Raw genomic sequence first — 13,526 nt, forward strand, 5'->3', positions numbered from 1 at the left:
CATGACTTTATGGACGTTACTGGCCGAACATCCGGCGTATTTCTACACCGTGGCGGCTGTGCTTGGCCTGTTGGTTGGCAGCTTCATCAATGTGGTGGCGTACAGGCTGCCGATCATGCTGGAGCGCCAATGGCAGCGTGAAGCGCAGGAGGCGCTGGGGCTGCCGAGCGATGCGCACGAGCGCTTCGACCTGTGCCTGCCCGCCTCACGTTGCCCGCACTGTGGGCACGCGATTCGTGCCTGGGAAAATATTCCGGTGCTCAGTTACCTGGCCTTGCGCGGGCGCTGTTCTGCGTGCAAACAGCCTATCGGCTTACGGTACCCGCTGGTGGAGCTGGCCTGCGCCTTGCTGTCGCTGGCGGTGGCCTGGCATTCCGGTGCCGGGCTGCAAGCACTGGCCTTGCTGGCCTTTACCTGGAGCCTGCTGGCGCTGAGCCTTATCGACCACGACAAGCAGATCCTGCCGGATGTGGTGGTGCTGCCAACGCTGTGGCTGGGGCTGATCGTCAACGTTTTCGCTACCGTGGTGCCATTGCCTGACGCCATCTGGGGCGCGGTGGCCGGTTATCTCAGCCTGTGGCTGGTGTATTGGCTGTTCAAGCTAGTCACCGGCAAGGAAGGCATGGGTTACGGCGATTTCAAGCTGCTGGCGCTGATCGGAGCCTGGGGCGGCTGGCAGGCAGTGCCGCTGACCTTGATGTTGTCGTCGCTGGTCGGGGCGGTGGTGGGGGTGTGCATGCTGCGCCTGCGTAGCCATTCGATGGGCACGGCGATACCTTTTGGTCCTTATCTGGCCATTGCGGGGTGGATTGCCGTGCTCTGGGGTGATGAAATATACGCCTCATACCTGCAACTGCTTGGATTCTGATGACCACTGCGCCGTTCACCCCCTGGATTCTCGGCCTCACCGGCGGCATTGGCAGCGGCAAAAGTGCCGCCGCCGAGCGCTTCGTCGAGCTTGGTGTGCACCTGGTCGATGCTGATCAGGCAGCGCGCTGGGTCGTGGAGCCTGGCCGCCCGGCCCTGGCCAGCATCGTCGAGCGCTTTGGCCCGGGCGTGCTGCTGGAGGACGGCCAGCTCGACCGCACAGCGTTGCGCCAGCTGATATTCGCCGACCCGGCCCAGCGCAAGTGGCTTGAACAGCTGCTGCACCCGCTGATCGGGCAGGAGATCTTCAGCTACCTGGCCAAGGCCGAGTCGCCGTATGCGGTGTATGTGTCGCCGCTGCTGATCGAGTCTGGCCAGTTTCAGAAAACCCAGCGCGTCCTGGTGATCGATGCACCGCAAGCGCTGCAGGTTGCACGCACCTTGCAGCGCGACAACACCAGCCCCGAGCAGGTGCAGGCCATTCTCAAGGCTCAGATGGCCCGCGAAGAGCGTTTGCGCCATGCCGATGATGTGGTGGTCAACGACAGTGACCTTGCCGCGCTGCATGCGCAGATCGACCATCTGCACCACTTTTACCTGACTTTACGAGGAGGCCAGCCATGAGCCAGCCATTGACCGTCGATTGCCCTACCTGTGGCGCACCTGTGGAATGGGACGCGAAAAACGCGTTCCGGCCGTTCTGTTCTGACCGTTGCAAGTTGATCGACCTGGGTGCCTGGGCGGCTGAAGAGCACAAGATCGCGGGGTCGCAAGAGGCCGAGGATGAGTTGTATTCGGGGGACCTGGAGCCACGGCACTAAGGCGCTGCACCGGGGCGGGCCGAGCGGGGCAAGTGATCACCGCTCATCGTCCTTCCACGGTGCCTGCAGGTACCGCGTGCGGTTGAACGTCTCCAGCCATTCCGGGCAGAACACCACCAGCGCACTGATCACCATGCCGTTGATGAAGGCCTCCGGGAACATCATCAGCCACAGGTAACCGACAAAGTCGCTGAGCCACTCTGGCATGGCAAACCGCCCGTCCAGCCACAGCAAGCCCAACCCGGCCAGCAGGCATACCAGCACCGTCAGTGCTGCGGGAAAAAACCCTGAGCAAAAGATATAAACGAAAAGGTTACGCGGCTGCGCCCGCTCGACCAGAATGGCGCACACTTCGGTGATCAGCACCGGCAGGCCGATCAGCAGCAGGCCGTTGACCCCAAGCGCGGCCAGGTCCTGGCGCCCCAGCGCCAACAAGCCGAGCTGGGCCAGAAACCCGCCGAGCACCGCCAGCGGCCAGTCCAGCAACAAGGTCACGGCGGTCATGCCGATGAAGTGGTACGACACACCGGTGTCGAAGTCGCGCCTGACCAGCCATAGTGCGAACAGGCAGAACACCGTACCGAACAGCAGGTGCTGCCGGCGGCTGTCGGCGAACAGTTCCAGCCAGCGGGTGCGGCTGGCTGCCCACAGCAGCAAGGGGACGAAGCCTACCCAACCGAGCGTGAGGCTGGTGCTGGACAAGACGTGCGCGCTGATCACTTGACGAATGCCCCTGTCGAGCCTGTGGACATACCTGAGTCTACACCCATTCAAAAACAGCATCTTATCGTCATGGTTTAGCGTCTAAGCTGTGAGCATGGATGACTCAGACTACCTGCGCCTGCTTACCATCCAGGCCGAACAAGCCAATGCCTTCCTTTCCAATGCTCGCAAATGGGAGCGGGAGCGGTGGGTATGCCAGCGCCTGCTGCAGGGGCTGAACATCCCCTATCGCAGTGAAGATTTCACCCCGGCCGGCCAGGAGCCGCCCGATGTGTTGTTCCGCGATGCGTCGTTCGAGGTGTTTTTCGTGCTCGATGAGGGCCGCCGGCTCAATGATGAGTGGCGCGAAGAGCTGCAGCGCAGGCGCAGCGCCTTTTCACTGGCCCAGCTGGTACGGCGCGAGGCGCGGCCCAGGCGTATCGCGGCCACCGAGCTGCTGGCGCGGCTGGCACCCACCTTGCGCAAAAAGGCCCACAATTATCGCGAACGCGGGCTGGACCTGAGCGAGCTGGACATCATCGCTTTCGCCAGCCTCAAGCGTGAAGTGCTCGATCTCAACACCCACTTCCCGCCCCCCACCGAGTACCTGCGCCAGGGTTGGCGCTCGCTGTCGCTGGTGGGTCCGACCTTCGCCCGTGTGCTGTTCGCCCACCCGGACGCCCCAGACTTTCTGCGCGGCAACCTGGGGCGCAGCATTGTGTTCGACGTGGGCATCAGTCTTTGATCCAGTGCCGAGACGCTTTGCGATGGCGTACACTCGGCGCCAGGGATAGAAAGCTTTATCATTTGTCTCAAGTACTTGCCGGAACGCTGTAGCGTTCGGGCAGTCACATACGTCTACCTGACGAGGCCCACCATGACCAGCCGACTGAATCCGGAAGATCAGCGTCGTGTCGATGAGTATCTGCGAGCCCCTCAGCACCAAGTCGAGCGCAAGCCATTCCGGCCGTGGCTGCTCCTTGTGCTGGTGGTGGCCGTGACCATCGGGCTGGGCCTCCTCAGCCGCCTGTTGAGTGGACTGGTGCTATGAGCTGCCTCGCGCTCGCCCTCCCCTCATGCAGTTTGCGGCCGGCCCTTTGGGCCAAGAATTCCGTAAACCTTATGAGATATCCCCATGACTCATCGCATCGTGATTGTCGGCGGCGGCGCCGGCGGCCTGGAACTGGCGACCCGCCTGGGTAAAACCCTTGGCAAGCGCAAGCAGGCCGACATCACTCTGGTCGACGCCAACCTCACGCACATCTGGAAGCCGCTGCTACACGAAGTGGCCGCCGGCTCGCTCAACTCCTCGGAAGACGAACTGAACTACGTGGCCCAGGCCAAGTGGAACCACTTCAACTTCCAGTTGGGGCGCATGAGCGGCCTGGACCGTGAAGGCAAGCAGATCCAACTGGCCGCCACCTTGGATGAAGAGGGCCGCGAGCTGGTGCCTGCGCGCACCTTGCGCTATGACACCTTGGTCATTGCCGTGGGCAGCAACACCAACGACTTCGGTACCTTGGGCGCGGCGCAGCACTGCCTGTTCCTGGATACCCGCAAGCAGGCCGAGCGTTTCCACCAGCAACTGCTCAACCACTACCTGCGTGCCCATGCCGGTGATCAGGCCAGTGAGAAGATCAGCGTGGCGATCGTCGGCGCCGGTGCTACCGGTGTGGAGCTGGCGGCCGAACTGCACCACGCCGCGCATGAGCTGGCGGCTTATGGTTTGGACCGTATCCAACCCAAGGACATGCACATCACCGTGATCGAGGCGGGCCCGCGCGTACTGCCGGCGCTGCCAGAGCGCATCAGCGTGCCGGTGCACAAAACCCTGGAAAAGCTCGGCGTTACGGTGATGACCAACGCTGCCGTCAGCGAAGTGACCGCCGATGGCCTGAAGACCGCCAGCGGCGAAGTGATCCAGGCCAGCCTCAAGGTATGGGCGGCCGGTATTCGTGCGCCGGGTTTCCTCAAGGATATCGACGGCCTGGAAACCAACCGTATCAACCAGCTGGTGGTGCGCCCTACCCTGCAAACCACCCGCGACGATGACATCTTCGCCTTCGGTGACTGTGCAGCCTGCCCACAACCGGGCAGCGACCGCAATGTACCGCCACGCGCCCAGGCGGCGCACCAGCAGGCCGACATGCTGGCCAAGAGCCTGAAAGCGCGCCTGGAGAACAAGCCGCTGCCGACGTACAGCTACAAGGATTACGGTTCACTGGTATCGCTGTCGCGCTTCTCGGCGGTGGGTAACCTGATGGGCAACCTGATGGGGAGCGTGAAGCTGGAGGGCTGGCTGGCGCGGATGTTCTATGTGTCGCTGTACCGCATGCACCAGATGGCGCTGTACGGGTTCTTCCGCACGGCGATGATGATGCTGGGTAGCAAGATTGGGCGGGGCACTGAGCCGCGACTGAAGCTGCACTGACCTGCCTGGTAGAGGCTTGAGGTTCAGGTTGTCTGTACTGGCCTCATCGCCGGCAAGCCGGCGCCCACCGGGATTGCGCCAGCCTTTAGACGTTGAGCAAGACAGTTGCTTCAGCAGGTACAACGCAGGTCTTAAGAGCTGCGCGGTCGGGGTGGGAGCCGGCTTGCCGGCGATGGGCTGCGCAGCAGCCCCCATAGCGGACCTGTAATAGTCCGAGCGCGCTCGACGGGACCCGCGAGCATCTGGGTCCGCTTTGCGGACCATCGCCGGCAAGCCGGCTCCCACCTGGATCGCGCCAGCTTTAGACGTTGAGCAAGACAGTCGCTGTCGCAGGATGGACTGCCCAAGGACGTTGGATGGGTGTCCAACTTCTTGGGGAGGTTCATGACGAATGAATGCGGGAGATGTGCACCAGGCGGTGCATTTTTTTGCGCTGGATAAAACCGAGGCAAAAGAAAAAGGGCATCTCAGTCGAGATGCCCTTTTTACATGGTGGGTCGTGTAGGATTCGAACCTACGACCAATTGGTTAAAAGCCAACTGCTCTACCAACTGAGCTAACGACCCTGAAAATGGTCGGGGTGAGGGGATTCGAACTCCTGACATCCTGCTCCCAAAGCAGGCGCGCTACCGGACTGCGCTACACCCCGAGATTGGCTCCGCGACCTGGACTCGAACCAGGGACCCAATGATTAACAGTCATTTGCTCTACCGACTGAGCTATCGCGGAACTGAACTTCGGTACATCTTTACAGCTTCGAAGTCTGTGTTAGCTTCGATCTCTTTGGCTATCCGCTTTCGCGTTGTCGCTGCTGAGGCCGGCTATTCTACATTCTTCGTTTTGCTTGTCAACCACTTTTTTTCATTCAACTTACTGATTTCTAAGTTGTTTTGCGGTCACCGGTGTTGCTGGTGATTCGCTTAGTGCCTGACAACGCGGCGTATATTAGGGGCACTCTTATTTCTGTGCAAGCACTTTTTTCAAAAATTTCAGCAAGTTATGAAAAAAACTGGCGAGGCCCCGGTTTTGCGGGGTTTGGCCGGGCATCCTGGCCGGCAGGCTGGCTTGCACAGGGCTCCCCGATGGCTGGGCAAAGGCTGCAGCTATAAAAAAGCCCCGCAGGTGCGGGGCTGGTTTTTGCGGCGAAAGGATCAGGCAAAGACGATTTCTTCGCCTTCCACCTTGGCAGTGATCGCCGAACCCGGCATGAATTTGCCGGCCAGGATCATTTGCGCCAGCGGGTTCTCGATCCAGCGCTGGATCGCTCGCTTCAGCGGCCGCGCGCCATACACCGGGTCGTACCCTACCGCGATCAGCTTGTCCAACGCCTCCGGGCTCAGGCTCAGGGCCAGTTCGCGCTCGCTCAGGCGGCTGCGCAGGCGGCCAAGCTGGATCTCGGTGATACCGGCGATCTGCTCGCGGCCCAACGGCTCGAACACCACCACTTCGTCGATCCGGTTGACGAACTCCGGACGGAAGTGCGCACCCACCGCATCCATCACTGCTGCACGCTGCGCTTCGCGGTCACCGGCCAGCTCCTGGATCTGCGCCGAGCCCAGGTTGGAGGTCATCACGATCACCGTGTTGCGGAAGTCCACCGTACGGCCATGGCTGTCGGTCAGGCGGCCATCCTCGAGCACCTGCAGCAGCACGTTGAACACATCCGGGTGAGCCTTCTCCACTTCATCCAGCAGCACCACCGAATAGGGCTTGCGCCGTACCGCTTCGGTCAGGTAACCGCCCTCTTCATAACCTACGTAGCCTGGTGGGGCGCCGATCAGGCGAGCCACGGAATGTTTCTCCATGAACTCGGACATGTCGATCCGCACCATGGCCTCTTCGGTGTCGAAGAGGAATTCGGCCAGGGCCTTGCACAGCTCGGTCTTGCCCACACCGGTCGGGCCGAGGAACATGAACGAACCACTTGGCCGGTTCGGGTCGGAGAGCCCGGCACGCGAGCGGCGCACGGCGTTGGCCACGGCGGTCACCGCCTCGTTCTGGCCGATCACGCGCTGGTGCAGCAGGTCTTCCATTTTCAGCAGTTTTTCACGCTCGCCTTCGAGCATCTTGGCCACCGGGATGCCGGTCCATTTGGACACCACTTCGGCAATTTCTTCCTCGGTCACCTTGTTACGCAGCAGCTGGTTTTCGGTCTTGCCATGCTGGTCGACCATCTGCAGGCTGCGCTCCAGGTCCGGGATCACCCCGTACTGCAGTTCGGCCATGCGGTTCAGGTCGCCTTTGCGACGGGCCGCTTCCAGTTCCTGGCGGGCTTGCTCGATCTTTTGCTGAATCTGCGCCGAGCCCTGCACTTCTGCCTTCTCCGACGCCCAGATTTCTTCCAGGTCGGAATACTCACGCTCCAGGCGCTCGATTTCCTCGGTCAGCTTCTCCAGGCGTTTTTTGGCGGCTTCGTCTTCTTCTTTCTTCAGCGCCTGGGACTCCACCTTCAGCTGGATCAGGCGACGGTCGAGGCGGTCGAGCACTTCCGGCTTGGAGTCGATCTCCATACGGATACGGCTGGCCGCTTCGTCGATCAGGTCGATGGCCTTGTCCGGCAGCTGGCGGTCGGTGATGTAGCGGTGGCTGAGCTTGGCCGCAGCAATGATCGCGCCGTCGGTGATGGCCACCTTGTGGTGCACTTCATAGCGCTCTTTGAGGCCACGCAGAATGGCGATGGTGTCTTCCTCGCTCGGTTCTTCCACCAGTACCTTCTGGAAGCGTCGCTCAAGGGCTGCGTCCTTCTCGATGAACTGGCGGTATTCGTTGAGCGTGGTGGCACCAACGCAATGCAGTTCGCCACGCGCCAGCGCCGGCTTGAGCATGTTGCCTGCGTCCATGGCGCCTTCGCCTTTACCGGCGCCGACCATGGTGTGCAGCTCGTCGATGAACAGGATGATCTGGCCTTCCTGCTTGGACAGCTCGTTGAGCAATGACTTGAGGCGCTCCTCGAACTCACCGCGGTACTTGGCACCGGCGATCAGCGCGCCCATGTCCAGCGCCAGCAGGCGTTTGCCCTTCAGGCCGTCGGGCACTTCACCGTTGATGATGCGCTGGGCCAGGCCTTCGGCGATGGCAGTCTTGCCCACGCCGGGCTCGCCGATCAGCACGGGGTTGTTCTTGGTACGGCGCTGCAGCACCTGCACGGTGCGGCGGATCTCGTCGTCACGGCCAATGACCGGGTCCAGCTTGCCCTCCTCGGCACGCTTGGTCAGGTCGACGGTGTACTTGTCCAGCGCCTGGCGCGATTCTTCGGCGTTGGCGTCATTCACCGCCGCGCCGCCGCGCAGGTTGTTGATGGCGTTTTCCAGGGCCTTCTTGCTCACACCCTGGCTGAGCAGCAGCTTGCCGAGCTTGCTGTTCTCATCCATGGCGGCGAGCAGCACCAGCTCGCTGGAAATGAACTGGTCACCCTTCTGCTGGGCCAGGCGGTCGGCCTGGTTGAGCAGGCGCGCCAGGTCCTGCGACATGTTCACATCGCCGGTGGGGTTCTGGATTTTCGGCAGCTGGTCGAGTTCTTTTACCAGTGTCTGGCGAAGGTTGTTGATGTCGAAGCCAACCTGCATCAGCAGTGGCTTGATCGAACCACCTTGCTGCTCGATCAACGCCTGCAACAGGTGCAGGGGCTCGATGGCAGGGTGGTCCATGCCAACGGCCAGGGACTGGGCATCGGATATCGCTAATTGAAGCTTGCTGGTCAAACGGTCTATTCGCATGGGGATACCTTCCTGATAAGGGCAGGTCGGAGCGATGGACAGCGCCTTTGATGAAGAAACCTGCCTGAGATGACCTTATAGATAAGGGTGATTCTGGAAGATTCAAGCGTAGCGGGGTTGACTAAAGTCAGCCTTATGGATTAACGGTGCCAGCCAATCAGTGCGGGGCCAGCCAGACCAGCGAAGCGAATCGCCCGCCCTGCGGGGTACGGCGATAAGAGAAGAACCGTGCATCACTGACGGTGCACAGGCCACCACCATAGACGGCAGTAACGCCGCGCGCCGCCAGGCGAATGCGCGCCAGTGCATAGATGTCGGCCATCAGCTTGCCCGGCCGCTCACCCTCGACAAAAGCCTTGGCAGCCTCTGGGTGCACGGCGGTGAAGGCATCCCGTACCTCCAGGCCCACTTCGAATGCTTGCGGGCCGATGGCAGGCCCCAACCACACCAGCACCTCTTCAGGCGGCAATGCCAGGCGCTCCAGCGTGGCTTCCAGCACGCCACCGGCCAGCCCGCGCCAGCCGGCATGCGCGGCAGCCACACGGGTGCCTGCGCGGTCGCAGAACAGCACGGGCAGGCAGTCGGCGGTCATTACGGTGCAGGCAATGCCTGGCTGGTCGGTCCAGCTGGCGTCGGCTTCGGCGACCACCGAGGGGTCGGCATCCGCCACGGCCAGTCCGTGCACCTGCTTGAGCCAGGCGGGCTGAATGACGAATTCGTCGCTCAGGCGGCGGCGGTTCTCGGCGACCGCAAGGGGGTCGTCGCCCACGTGATCACCGAGGTTGAAAGATGCGTAGGGCGGCAAGCTGACGCCGCCCTGGCGGGTCGTGACACAGGCGCGAACCGTGGCCGGTGCGGGCCAGTCGGGGAACAGCAGCGCCTGCGCCAGGCCACTCATCCGATAAACGCCTCGCGGTCCTGGTTCAGCAGCGACAGCAACCAGACGAAATCATCCGGCAGCTCCGACGCCCACTCCATGCGCTCACCGGTAGTGGGGTGGTCCAGCGCCAGGAAGCGTGCGTGCAGGGCCTGGCGCGGGAAGGTCTTGACCGCCTCGACCATGGTCGGGCTGGCTGCCGGCGGGATGCGGAAGCGGCCGCCGTAGGTCTGGTCACCGACCAGCGGGAAACCAACATGGGCCATGTGCACACGGATCTGGTGAGTACGGCCGGTTTCCAGCTTGACCCGCACGTGGGTGTGCGAACGGAAGCGCTTGAGCACACGGTAGTGGCTGACCGCCGGCTTGCCGCCTTCGGTCACCGCCATGCGCTGGCGTGCGCCACCGTGACGGCCGATCGGGGCGTTGATCTTGCCGCCGGCAGTCACCACGCCGATCACGATGCACTCGTAGATCCGGCTGACCGTACGGCTTTGCAGCTGCTCGACCAGCTTGGTCTGCGCCTGCAAGGTCTTGGCCACGACCATCAGGCCGGTGGTGTCTTTGTCCAGGCGATGGACAATGCCAGCGCGCGGTACGTTGACGATATCCGGCACATGGTGCAGCAAGGCGTTGAGCAATGTGCCACTGGCGTGCCCGGCAGCCGGGTGCACGACCAGCCCGGCCGGCTTGTTGATCACCATGATCTGGTCGTCTTCGTAGACGATGTCCAGCTCGATGTCTTCGGCGATCCACTCGCCCTGGGCCTCTTGCTCGGCCTCAAGTGCAAGCACAGAGCCACCATGGACGGTGTCTCGAGGGCGCACGACGGCGCCATCGACCGTCAGGCGGCCCTCTTTGATCCACGAAGTAAGCCGCGAACGCGAGTACTCGGCGAACAATTGGGCGGCGACCTGGTCGAGGCGTTGACCGCCCAGTTCGGACGGTACCTCTGCGCTAAGTTGAATGATCTCGGACATGCTCGATTCGGCGGGCGCACAGCCTTTGGTTTCGGCTGCGAGCTTGTGGTTAAATACGGCTTCTTTTGTCCCGGGGTTGGCCGGGGCGCTCATCATAACAGGACGGCACCGCCCAAGACAGCGGCCGTCAAAGGGACGCAAGCCGCTATGCAAGTGAAACACCTGCTGCTGATCGCCATCCTCGGGCTTACCGCGGCCTGTTCCTCTAATAAAGAGGTCATTGACGAGAACCTCAGCGAGGCCGAGCTGTATCAGCAGGCCCAGGCTGATCTGGACAACTCCAGCTACAACAGCGCCGTGAACAAGCTCAAGGCCCTGGAATCGCGCTACCCGTTCGGCCGTTACGCCGACCAGGCGCAGCTCGAGCTGATCTACGCCAACTACAAGAACTCAGAGCCCGAGGCTGCCAAGTCGGCTGCCGAGCGCTTCATCCGCCTGCACCCGCAGCACCCGAACGTCGACTACGCCTACTACCTCAAAGGCCTGACCTCGTTCGACCAGGACCGCGGCCTGGTGGCGCGCTTCCTGCCGCTGGACATGACCAAGCGTGACCCGGGTGCCGCCCGCGACTCGTACAACGAGTTCGCCCAGCTGACCAGCCGCTTCCCCAACAGCCGCTACGCCCCGGACGCCAAGCAGCGCATGATCTACCTGCGCAACCTGCTGGCGTCTTATGAAATCCATGTGGCCGACTACTACCTGAGCCGCCAGGCTTACGTGGCAGCCGCCAACCGTGGCCGCTACGTGGTGGAAAACTTCCAGGAAACCCCATCGGTCGGCGACGGCCTGGCCGTGATGGTCGAGGCGTACCAGAAGATGCACCTGAACGAACTGGCCGCCACCAGCCTGGAAACCCTCAAGCTCAACTACCCTGACCACCCGAGCCTGGTCGATGGCGAGTTCCAGCCCAAGCAGACCGAGTCTGACGGCCGCGGCTGGCTGTCCAAGGCCACCTTGGGCCTGATCGAGACCGACGCCCCGCTGCCACCGGGTGAAACCCGCGCCAACCAGGACGTGGTCCGCCAGTTCCAGGATGCTCGCTCCGAGATGCCGCAGGACCTGCTGCCCAAAGATGAAAACGGCGACCCGATCCTGCCGGAAGGGCCAAAGGAAGCCGAGAAAGACCGTTCCTGGTTCAGCTACATGACCTTTGGTCTGTTCGACTGATCCAACGGGGTACGAGAAAGGGAGACTGAGGTCTCCCTTTTTTATTGGCCGCGCCCTAGACTATCGCCTCAATCAATAGACAAGCTGGACACCATGGTTCGCCTACTTTTCTGGATCGCCCTGATCGCCGCCGCGTTCTGGCTGTGGCGCAAATTCAAGATCAGCCAGCAGTCGCCGTCCGAGCCGAAACTCGACGACCCGCTGAAGATGGTGCGCTGCGCCCACTGCGGCGTACACCTGCCCAATGACCGGGCGCTGCAGCAAGGCAGCCAGTGGTATTGCAGCCAGGCGCACCTTCAGCAGGGGCCAAGCCAGCAAAACTGAGCCAGTACCGCCCACAGGCACTACGTAGCATTCAAAACAGGTGCACAACCTGTGGGGTCGGCTTGCCGGCGATTGGGCCGCCCAGCGGCCCAGGCGATATCAGCCCAAACGCCCGGCCGGGGCATAAGGCGACGGGTCAATGATAGGCTCGCCCCCCGTCAGCAAATCAGTGAACAACTGGCACGATGCCGGCGCCAGCACCAACCCATTGCGGTAATGCCCGCAGTTCAACCACAACCCGTCATGCCCCGGCACCTGGCCGATATACGGAATACCTTCAGGCGACCCCGGCCGCAGCCCGGCCCAGTGCGCCACCACCGTGGCATCGGCAAGCTCCGGCAACAGTTCCACCGCCGAAGCCTTGAGGCTCGCCAGTGCCTCCTCGGTCGGGGTCTTGTCGTACCCGGCATGCTCCAGCGTGCTGCCCACCAGAATGTGCCCGTCACGGCGCGGGATCGCATAGCGCCCCTTGGCCAGCACCATGCTCGGCAAGAAGTCCGCAGCGCACTTGAACAGGATCATCTGGCCCTTCACCGGCTCCACCGGCAGTTCAAGCCCCAGCGTGCGCAGCAGGTCGCCGCTCCAGGCGCCCGCGCTGAGCACGACATCATCGGCCTGCAGCACGCCGTCTGCCGTCTGCACGCCAGTCACGCGCTCACCGTCGCGAACAAAGCCGGTGATCTGGCAGTGCTCGCGCAAGGTCACGTTGGGCAGTGCCAGCAGCGCCGCCTTTAGCGCCTTGACCAACCGGGGGTTGCGTACGTTGGCCACGCCTGCCATGTAGATGGCGCGCTTGAAGCCTGGGCCCAGTACGGGGACCGCGTCGTAGGCCGCCGAGATATCCACAGGGCTGAGCGGCCGCTGCTCGCGCGCCGCCCAGGCCAGCGCCTCGGCCTCGTCGTCCAGGTCGAGCCAGTACAAGCCGGTGGTGTGGACTTGCGGGTCGATACCGGTGCTGGAGAACAGGTGTTCCCCCAGCTGTGGATAAAAGTCCTGCGACCAGTGCGCCAGCGCGGTGACTGCCTGGCTGTAGCGCCAAGGGTAAAGCGGCGAGACGATGCCGCCGCCCGCCCAAGACGATTCACGCCCGACCTCGGCCTGATCACATACCACTACCTGGCCGACCTTCGCAGCCAGGTTGAACGCCGTCAGCAGGCCGATCACCCCGCCGCCGACCACCACTACTTGCTTGTTCATCTGTCGATCCAACACCTGAAGTAAAACCGCGATGCACGGGCATCATTCAATCTTCAGCTTCCCCAGCAGCGCGCAATGGCCACGGTGCCACCCGGATTGCTCTGTACACCTGCCTGGTCGAGCTGAAAATCACCGCAGCGATCATCGGCCATCAAACCATGCGGCAGCCGCCGTGCACGCAGCGTGAAGGTATCGCTGCCACGTTCGGTATGCAGGCTGTAATGGCGGTTGCCAACGGGCAATACCGGTTCGCCCTCGGCGTACTGGCCGGTGCGTACACGGTGGTGTTCCAGGCGCAGGGCAGCGTCATGCAGCAGGCCAACCACTTCGCTGCGTGCGGCTCGCCTGAGCTGGTCGCTGTAACTGGGGTAGGCAATGGCTGCCAGAATGCCGGTGACAGCCACGACAATCAACAGTTCGATCAGGCTCAGGCCTTGCTGCATG

14 protein-coding genes and 3 tRNA genes are annotated in these 13,526 nt (G+C 62.6%); 8 read left to right on the plus strand and 9 right to left on the minus strand.

The features are described 5' to 3' along the window. The first annotated feature begins 1 nt into the window (after position 1). From ABRP30_RS24375 to yacG, 3 genes are read left to right on the plus strand one after another with little or no spacing between them, the layout of a single operon-like run. On the plus strand, positions 2 to 868 hold the full coding sequence (locus ABRP30_RS24375) for an A24 family peptidase (protein WP_349976615.1): 867 nt from the start codon (positions 2 to 4) through the stop codon (positions 866 to 868). Continuing rightward, positions 868 to 1,491, plus strand: a complete 624-nt coding sequence (gene coaE / locus ABRP30_RS24380) for a dephospho-CoA kinase (RefSeq protein WP_349976616.1) — start codon at positions 868 to 870, stop codon at positions 1,489 to 1,491. Before ABRP30_RS24375 ends, coaE begins: the two co-directional genes overlap by 1 nt. Further along, positions 1,488 to 1,688, plus strand: a complete 201-nt coding sequence (yacG, locus tag ABRP30_RS24385) for a DNA gyrase inhibitor YacG (RefSeq protein ID WP_241807175.1) — start codon at positions 1,488 to 1,490, stop codon at positions 1,686 to 1,688. Before coaE ends, yacG begins: the two co-directional genes overlap by 4 nt. 36 nt (positions 1,689 to 1,724) lie before the next feature. On the opposite strand, the gene ABRP30_RS24390 is transcribed toward yacG, so the two are convergent. After that, positions 1,725 to 2,471 carry an energy-coupling factor ABC transporter permease gene (locus ABRP30_RS24390; RefSeq protein ID WP_349976617.1) on the minus strand — a complete coding sequence of 249 codons (747 nt, stop codon included), beginning with the start codon at positions 2,469 to 2,471 and terminating at the stop codon, positions 1,725 to 1,727. Positions 2,472 to 2,505: 34 nt separating this feature from the next. On the opposite strand from ABRP30_RS24390, the gene ABRP30_RS24395 reads away from it, so the two are divergent. The 3 genes from ABRP30_RS24395 (at position 2,506) to ABRP30_RS24405 (ending at position 4,821) form a co-directional block, all read left to right on the plus strand. Continuing rightward, a complete protein-coding gene (locus ABRP30_RS24395; protein ID WP_012316343.1) occupies positions 2,506 to 3,135 on the plus strand; it encodes a DUF1780 domain-containing protein in 630 nt (209 codons plus the stop codon). Between the two features lie 132 nt (positions 3,136 to 3,267). Continuing rightward, complete coding sequence (locus tag ABRP30_RS24400) at positions 3,268 to 3,441, plus strand: DUF3094 family protein (RefSeq protein WP_267818895.1); 174 nt, start codon at positions 3,268 to 3,270, stop codon at positions 3,439 to 3,441. Between the two features lie 84 nt (positions 3,442 to 3,525). After that, positions 3,526 to 4,821, plus strand: coding sequence for an NAD(P)/FAD-dependent oxidoreductase (locus tag ABRP30_RS24405; RefSeq protein ID WP_267818897.1), 1,296 nt, complete (start codon positions 3,526 to 3,528; stop codon positions 4,819 to 4,821). 490 nt (positions 4,822 to 5,311) lie between these two features. Here the strand turns inward: ABRP30_RS24405 and ABRP30_RS24410 are convergent. The 6 genes from ABRP30_RS24410 to rluD all read right to left on the minus strand — a co-directional run bounded on the left by ABRP30_RS24410 (position 5,312) and on the right by rluD (position 10,394). Continuing rightward, positions 5,312 to 5,387: transfer RNA gene (locus ABRP30_RS24410), tRNA-Lys, on the minus strand. 6 nt (positions 5,388 to 5,393) lie between these two features. Beyond that, positions 5,394 to 5,470 (minus strand) — tRNA-Pro (locus ABRP30_RS24415). Positions 5,471 to 5,474: 4 nt separating this feature from the next. Then, a tRNA-Asn gene (locus tag ABRP30_RS24420) sits at positions 5,475 to 5,550 on the minus strand. A gap of 422 nt (positions 5,551 to 5,972) precedes the next feature. Further along, the gene (gene clpB / locus ABRP30_RS24425) at positions 5,973 to 8,537 is read right to left on the minus strand and encodes an ATP-dependent chaperone ClpB (RefSeq protein WP_241807172.1); all 2,565 of its coding nucleotides are present in this window, start codon (positions 8,535 to 8,537) and stop codon (positions 5,973 to 5,975) included. Positions 8,538 to 8,694: 157 nt separating this feature from the next. Then, complete coding sequence (gene pgeF / locus ABRP30_RS24430) at positions 8,695 to 9,435, minus strand: peptidoglycan editing factor PgeF (protein ID WP_267818901.1); 741 nt, start codon at positions 9,433 to 9,435, stop codon at positions 8,695 to 8,697. After that, positions 9,432 to 10,394, minus strand: coding sequence for a 23S rRNA pseudouridine(1911/1915/1917) synthase RluD (rluD, locus tag ABRP30_RS24435; RefSeq protein WP_241807170.1), 963 nt, complete (start codon positions 10,392 to 10,394; stop codon positions 9,432 to 9,434). The genes pgeF and rluD overlap by 4 nt, the downstream gene beginning before the upstream one ends. A gap of 147 nt (positions 10,395 to 10,541) precedes the next feature. Between rluD and ABRP30_RS24440 the strand changes: the two genes are divergently transcribed. After that, entirely contained in the window at positions 10,542 to 11,561 is a 1,020-nt protein-coding gene (locus tag ABRP30_RS24440; protein ID WP_349976618.1) for an outer membrane protein assembly factor BamD, read from the plus strand. A gap of 93 nt (positions 11,562 to 11,654) precedes the next feature. Further along, positions 11,655 to 11,885: a PP0621 family protein gene (locus tag ABRP30_RS24445; protein WP_241807169.1), complete on the plus strand. Its 231-nt coding sequence runs from the start codon at positions 11,655 to 11,657 to the stop codon at positions 11,883 to 11,885. Positions 11,886 to 11,984: 99 nt separating this feature from the next. Here ABRP30_RS24445 and thiO read toward each other — a convergent pair whose 3' ends face one another. Next, on the minus strand, positions 11,985 to 13,082 hold the full coding sequence (gene thiO / locus ABRP30_RS24450; RefSeq protein WP_267818905.1) for a glycine oxidase ThiO: 1,098 nt from the start codon (positions 13,080 to 13,082) through the stop codon (positions 11,985 to 11,987). Positions 13,083 to 13,135: 53 nt separating this feature from the next. Continuing rightward, positions 13,136 to 13,525 carry a type IV pilin protein gene (locus tag ABRP30_RS24455; RefSeq protein WP_349976619.1) on the minus strand — a complete coding sequence of 130 codons (390 nt, stop codon included), beginning with the start codon at positions 13,523 to 13,525 and terminating at the stop codon, positions 13,136 to 13,138. Between the last annotated feature and the right edge of the window lies 1 nt (position 13,526).

Source organism: Pseudomonas sp. WHRI 8519, assembly GCF_040224055.2.
GTDB classification, from domain to species: Bacteria; Pseudomonadota; Gammaproteobacteria; order Pseudomonadales; family Pseudomonadaceae; genus Aquipseudomonas; species Aquipseudomonas putida_X.

Bases quoted from the DNA above. Each gene is read 5' to 3' on its own strand.
- ABRP30_RS24375 (WP_349976615.1), top strand. From the start codon at position 2: ATGACTTTATGGACGTTACTGGCCGAACATCCGGCGTATTTCTACACC.
- coaE (WP_349976616.1), top strand. From the start codon at position 868: ATGACCACTGCGCCGTTCACCCCCTGGATTCTCGGCCTCACCGGCGGC.
- yacG (WP_241807175.1), top strand. From the start codon at position 1,488: ATGAGCCAGCCATTGACCGTCGATTGCCCTACCTGTGGCGCACCTGTG.
- ABRP30_RS24390 (WP_349976617.1), bottom strand. From the start codon at position 2,471: ATGCTGTTTTTGAATGGGTGTAGACTCAGGTATGTCCACAGGCTCGAC.
- ABRP30_RS24395 (WP_012316343.1), top strand. From the start codon at position 2,506: ATGGATGACTCAGACTACCTGCGCCTGCTTACCATCCAGGCCGAACAA.
- ABRP30_RS24400 (WP_267818895.1), top strand. From the start codon at position 3,268: ATGACCAGCCGACTGAATCCGGAAGATCAGCGTCGTGTCGATGAGTAT.
- ABRP30_RS24405 (WP_267818897.1), top strand. From the start codon at position 3,526: ATGACTCATCGCATCGTGATTGTCGGCGGCGGCGCCGGCGGCCTGGAA.
- clpB (WP_241807172.1), bottom strand. From the start codon at position 8,537: ATGCGAATAGACCGTTTGACCAGCAAGCTTCAATTAGCGATATCCGAT.
- pgeF (WP_267818901.1), bottom strand. From the start codon at position 9,435: ATGAGTGGCCTGGCGCAGGCGCTGCTGTTCCCCGACTGGCCCGCACCG.
- rluD (WP_241807170.1), bottom strand. From the start codon at position 10,394: ATGTCCGAGATCATTCAACTTAGCGCAGAGGTACCGTCCGAACTGGGC.
- ABRP30_RS24440 (WP_349976618.1), top strand. From the start codon at position 10,542: ATGCAAGTGAAACACCTGCTGCTGATCGCCATCCTCGGGCTTACCGCG.
- ABRP30_RS24445 (WP_241807169.1), top strand. From the start codon at position 11,655: ATGGTTCGCCTACTTTTCTGGATCGCCCTGATCGCCGCCGCGTTCTGG.
- thiO (WP_267818905.1), bottom strand. From the start codon at position 13,082: ATGAACAAGCAAGTAGTGGTGGTCGGCGGCGGGGTGATCGGCCTGCTG.
- ABRP30_RS24455 (WP_349976619.1), bottom strand. From the start codon at position 13,525: ATGCAGCAAGGCCTGAGCCTGATCGAACTGTTGATTGTCGTGGCTGTC.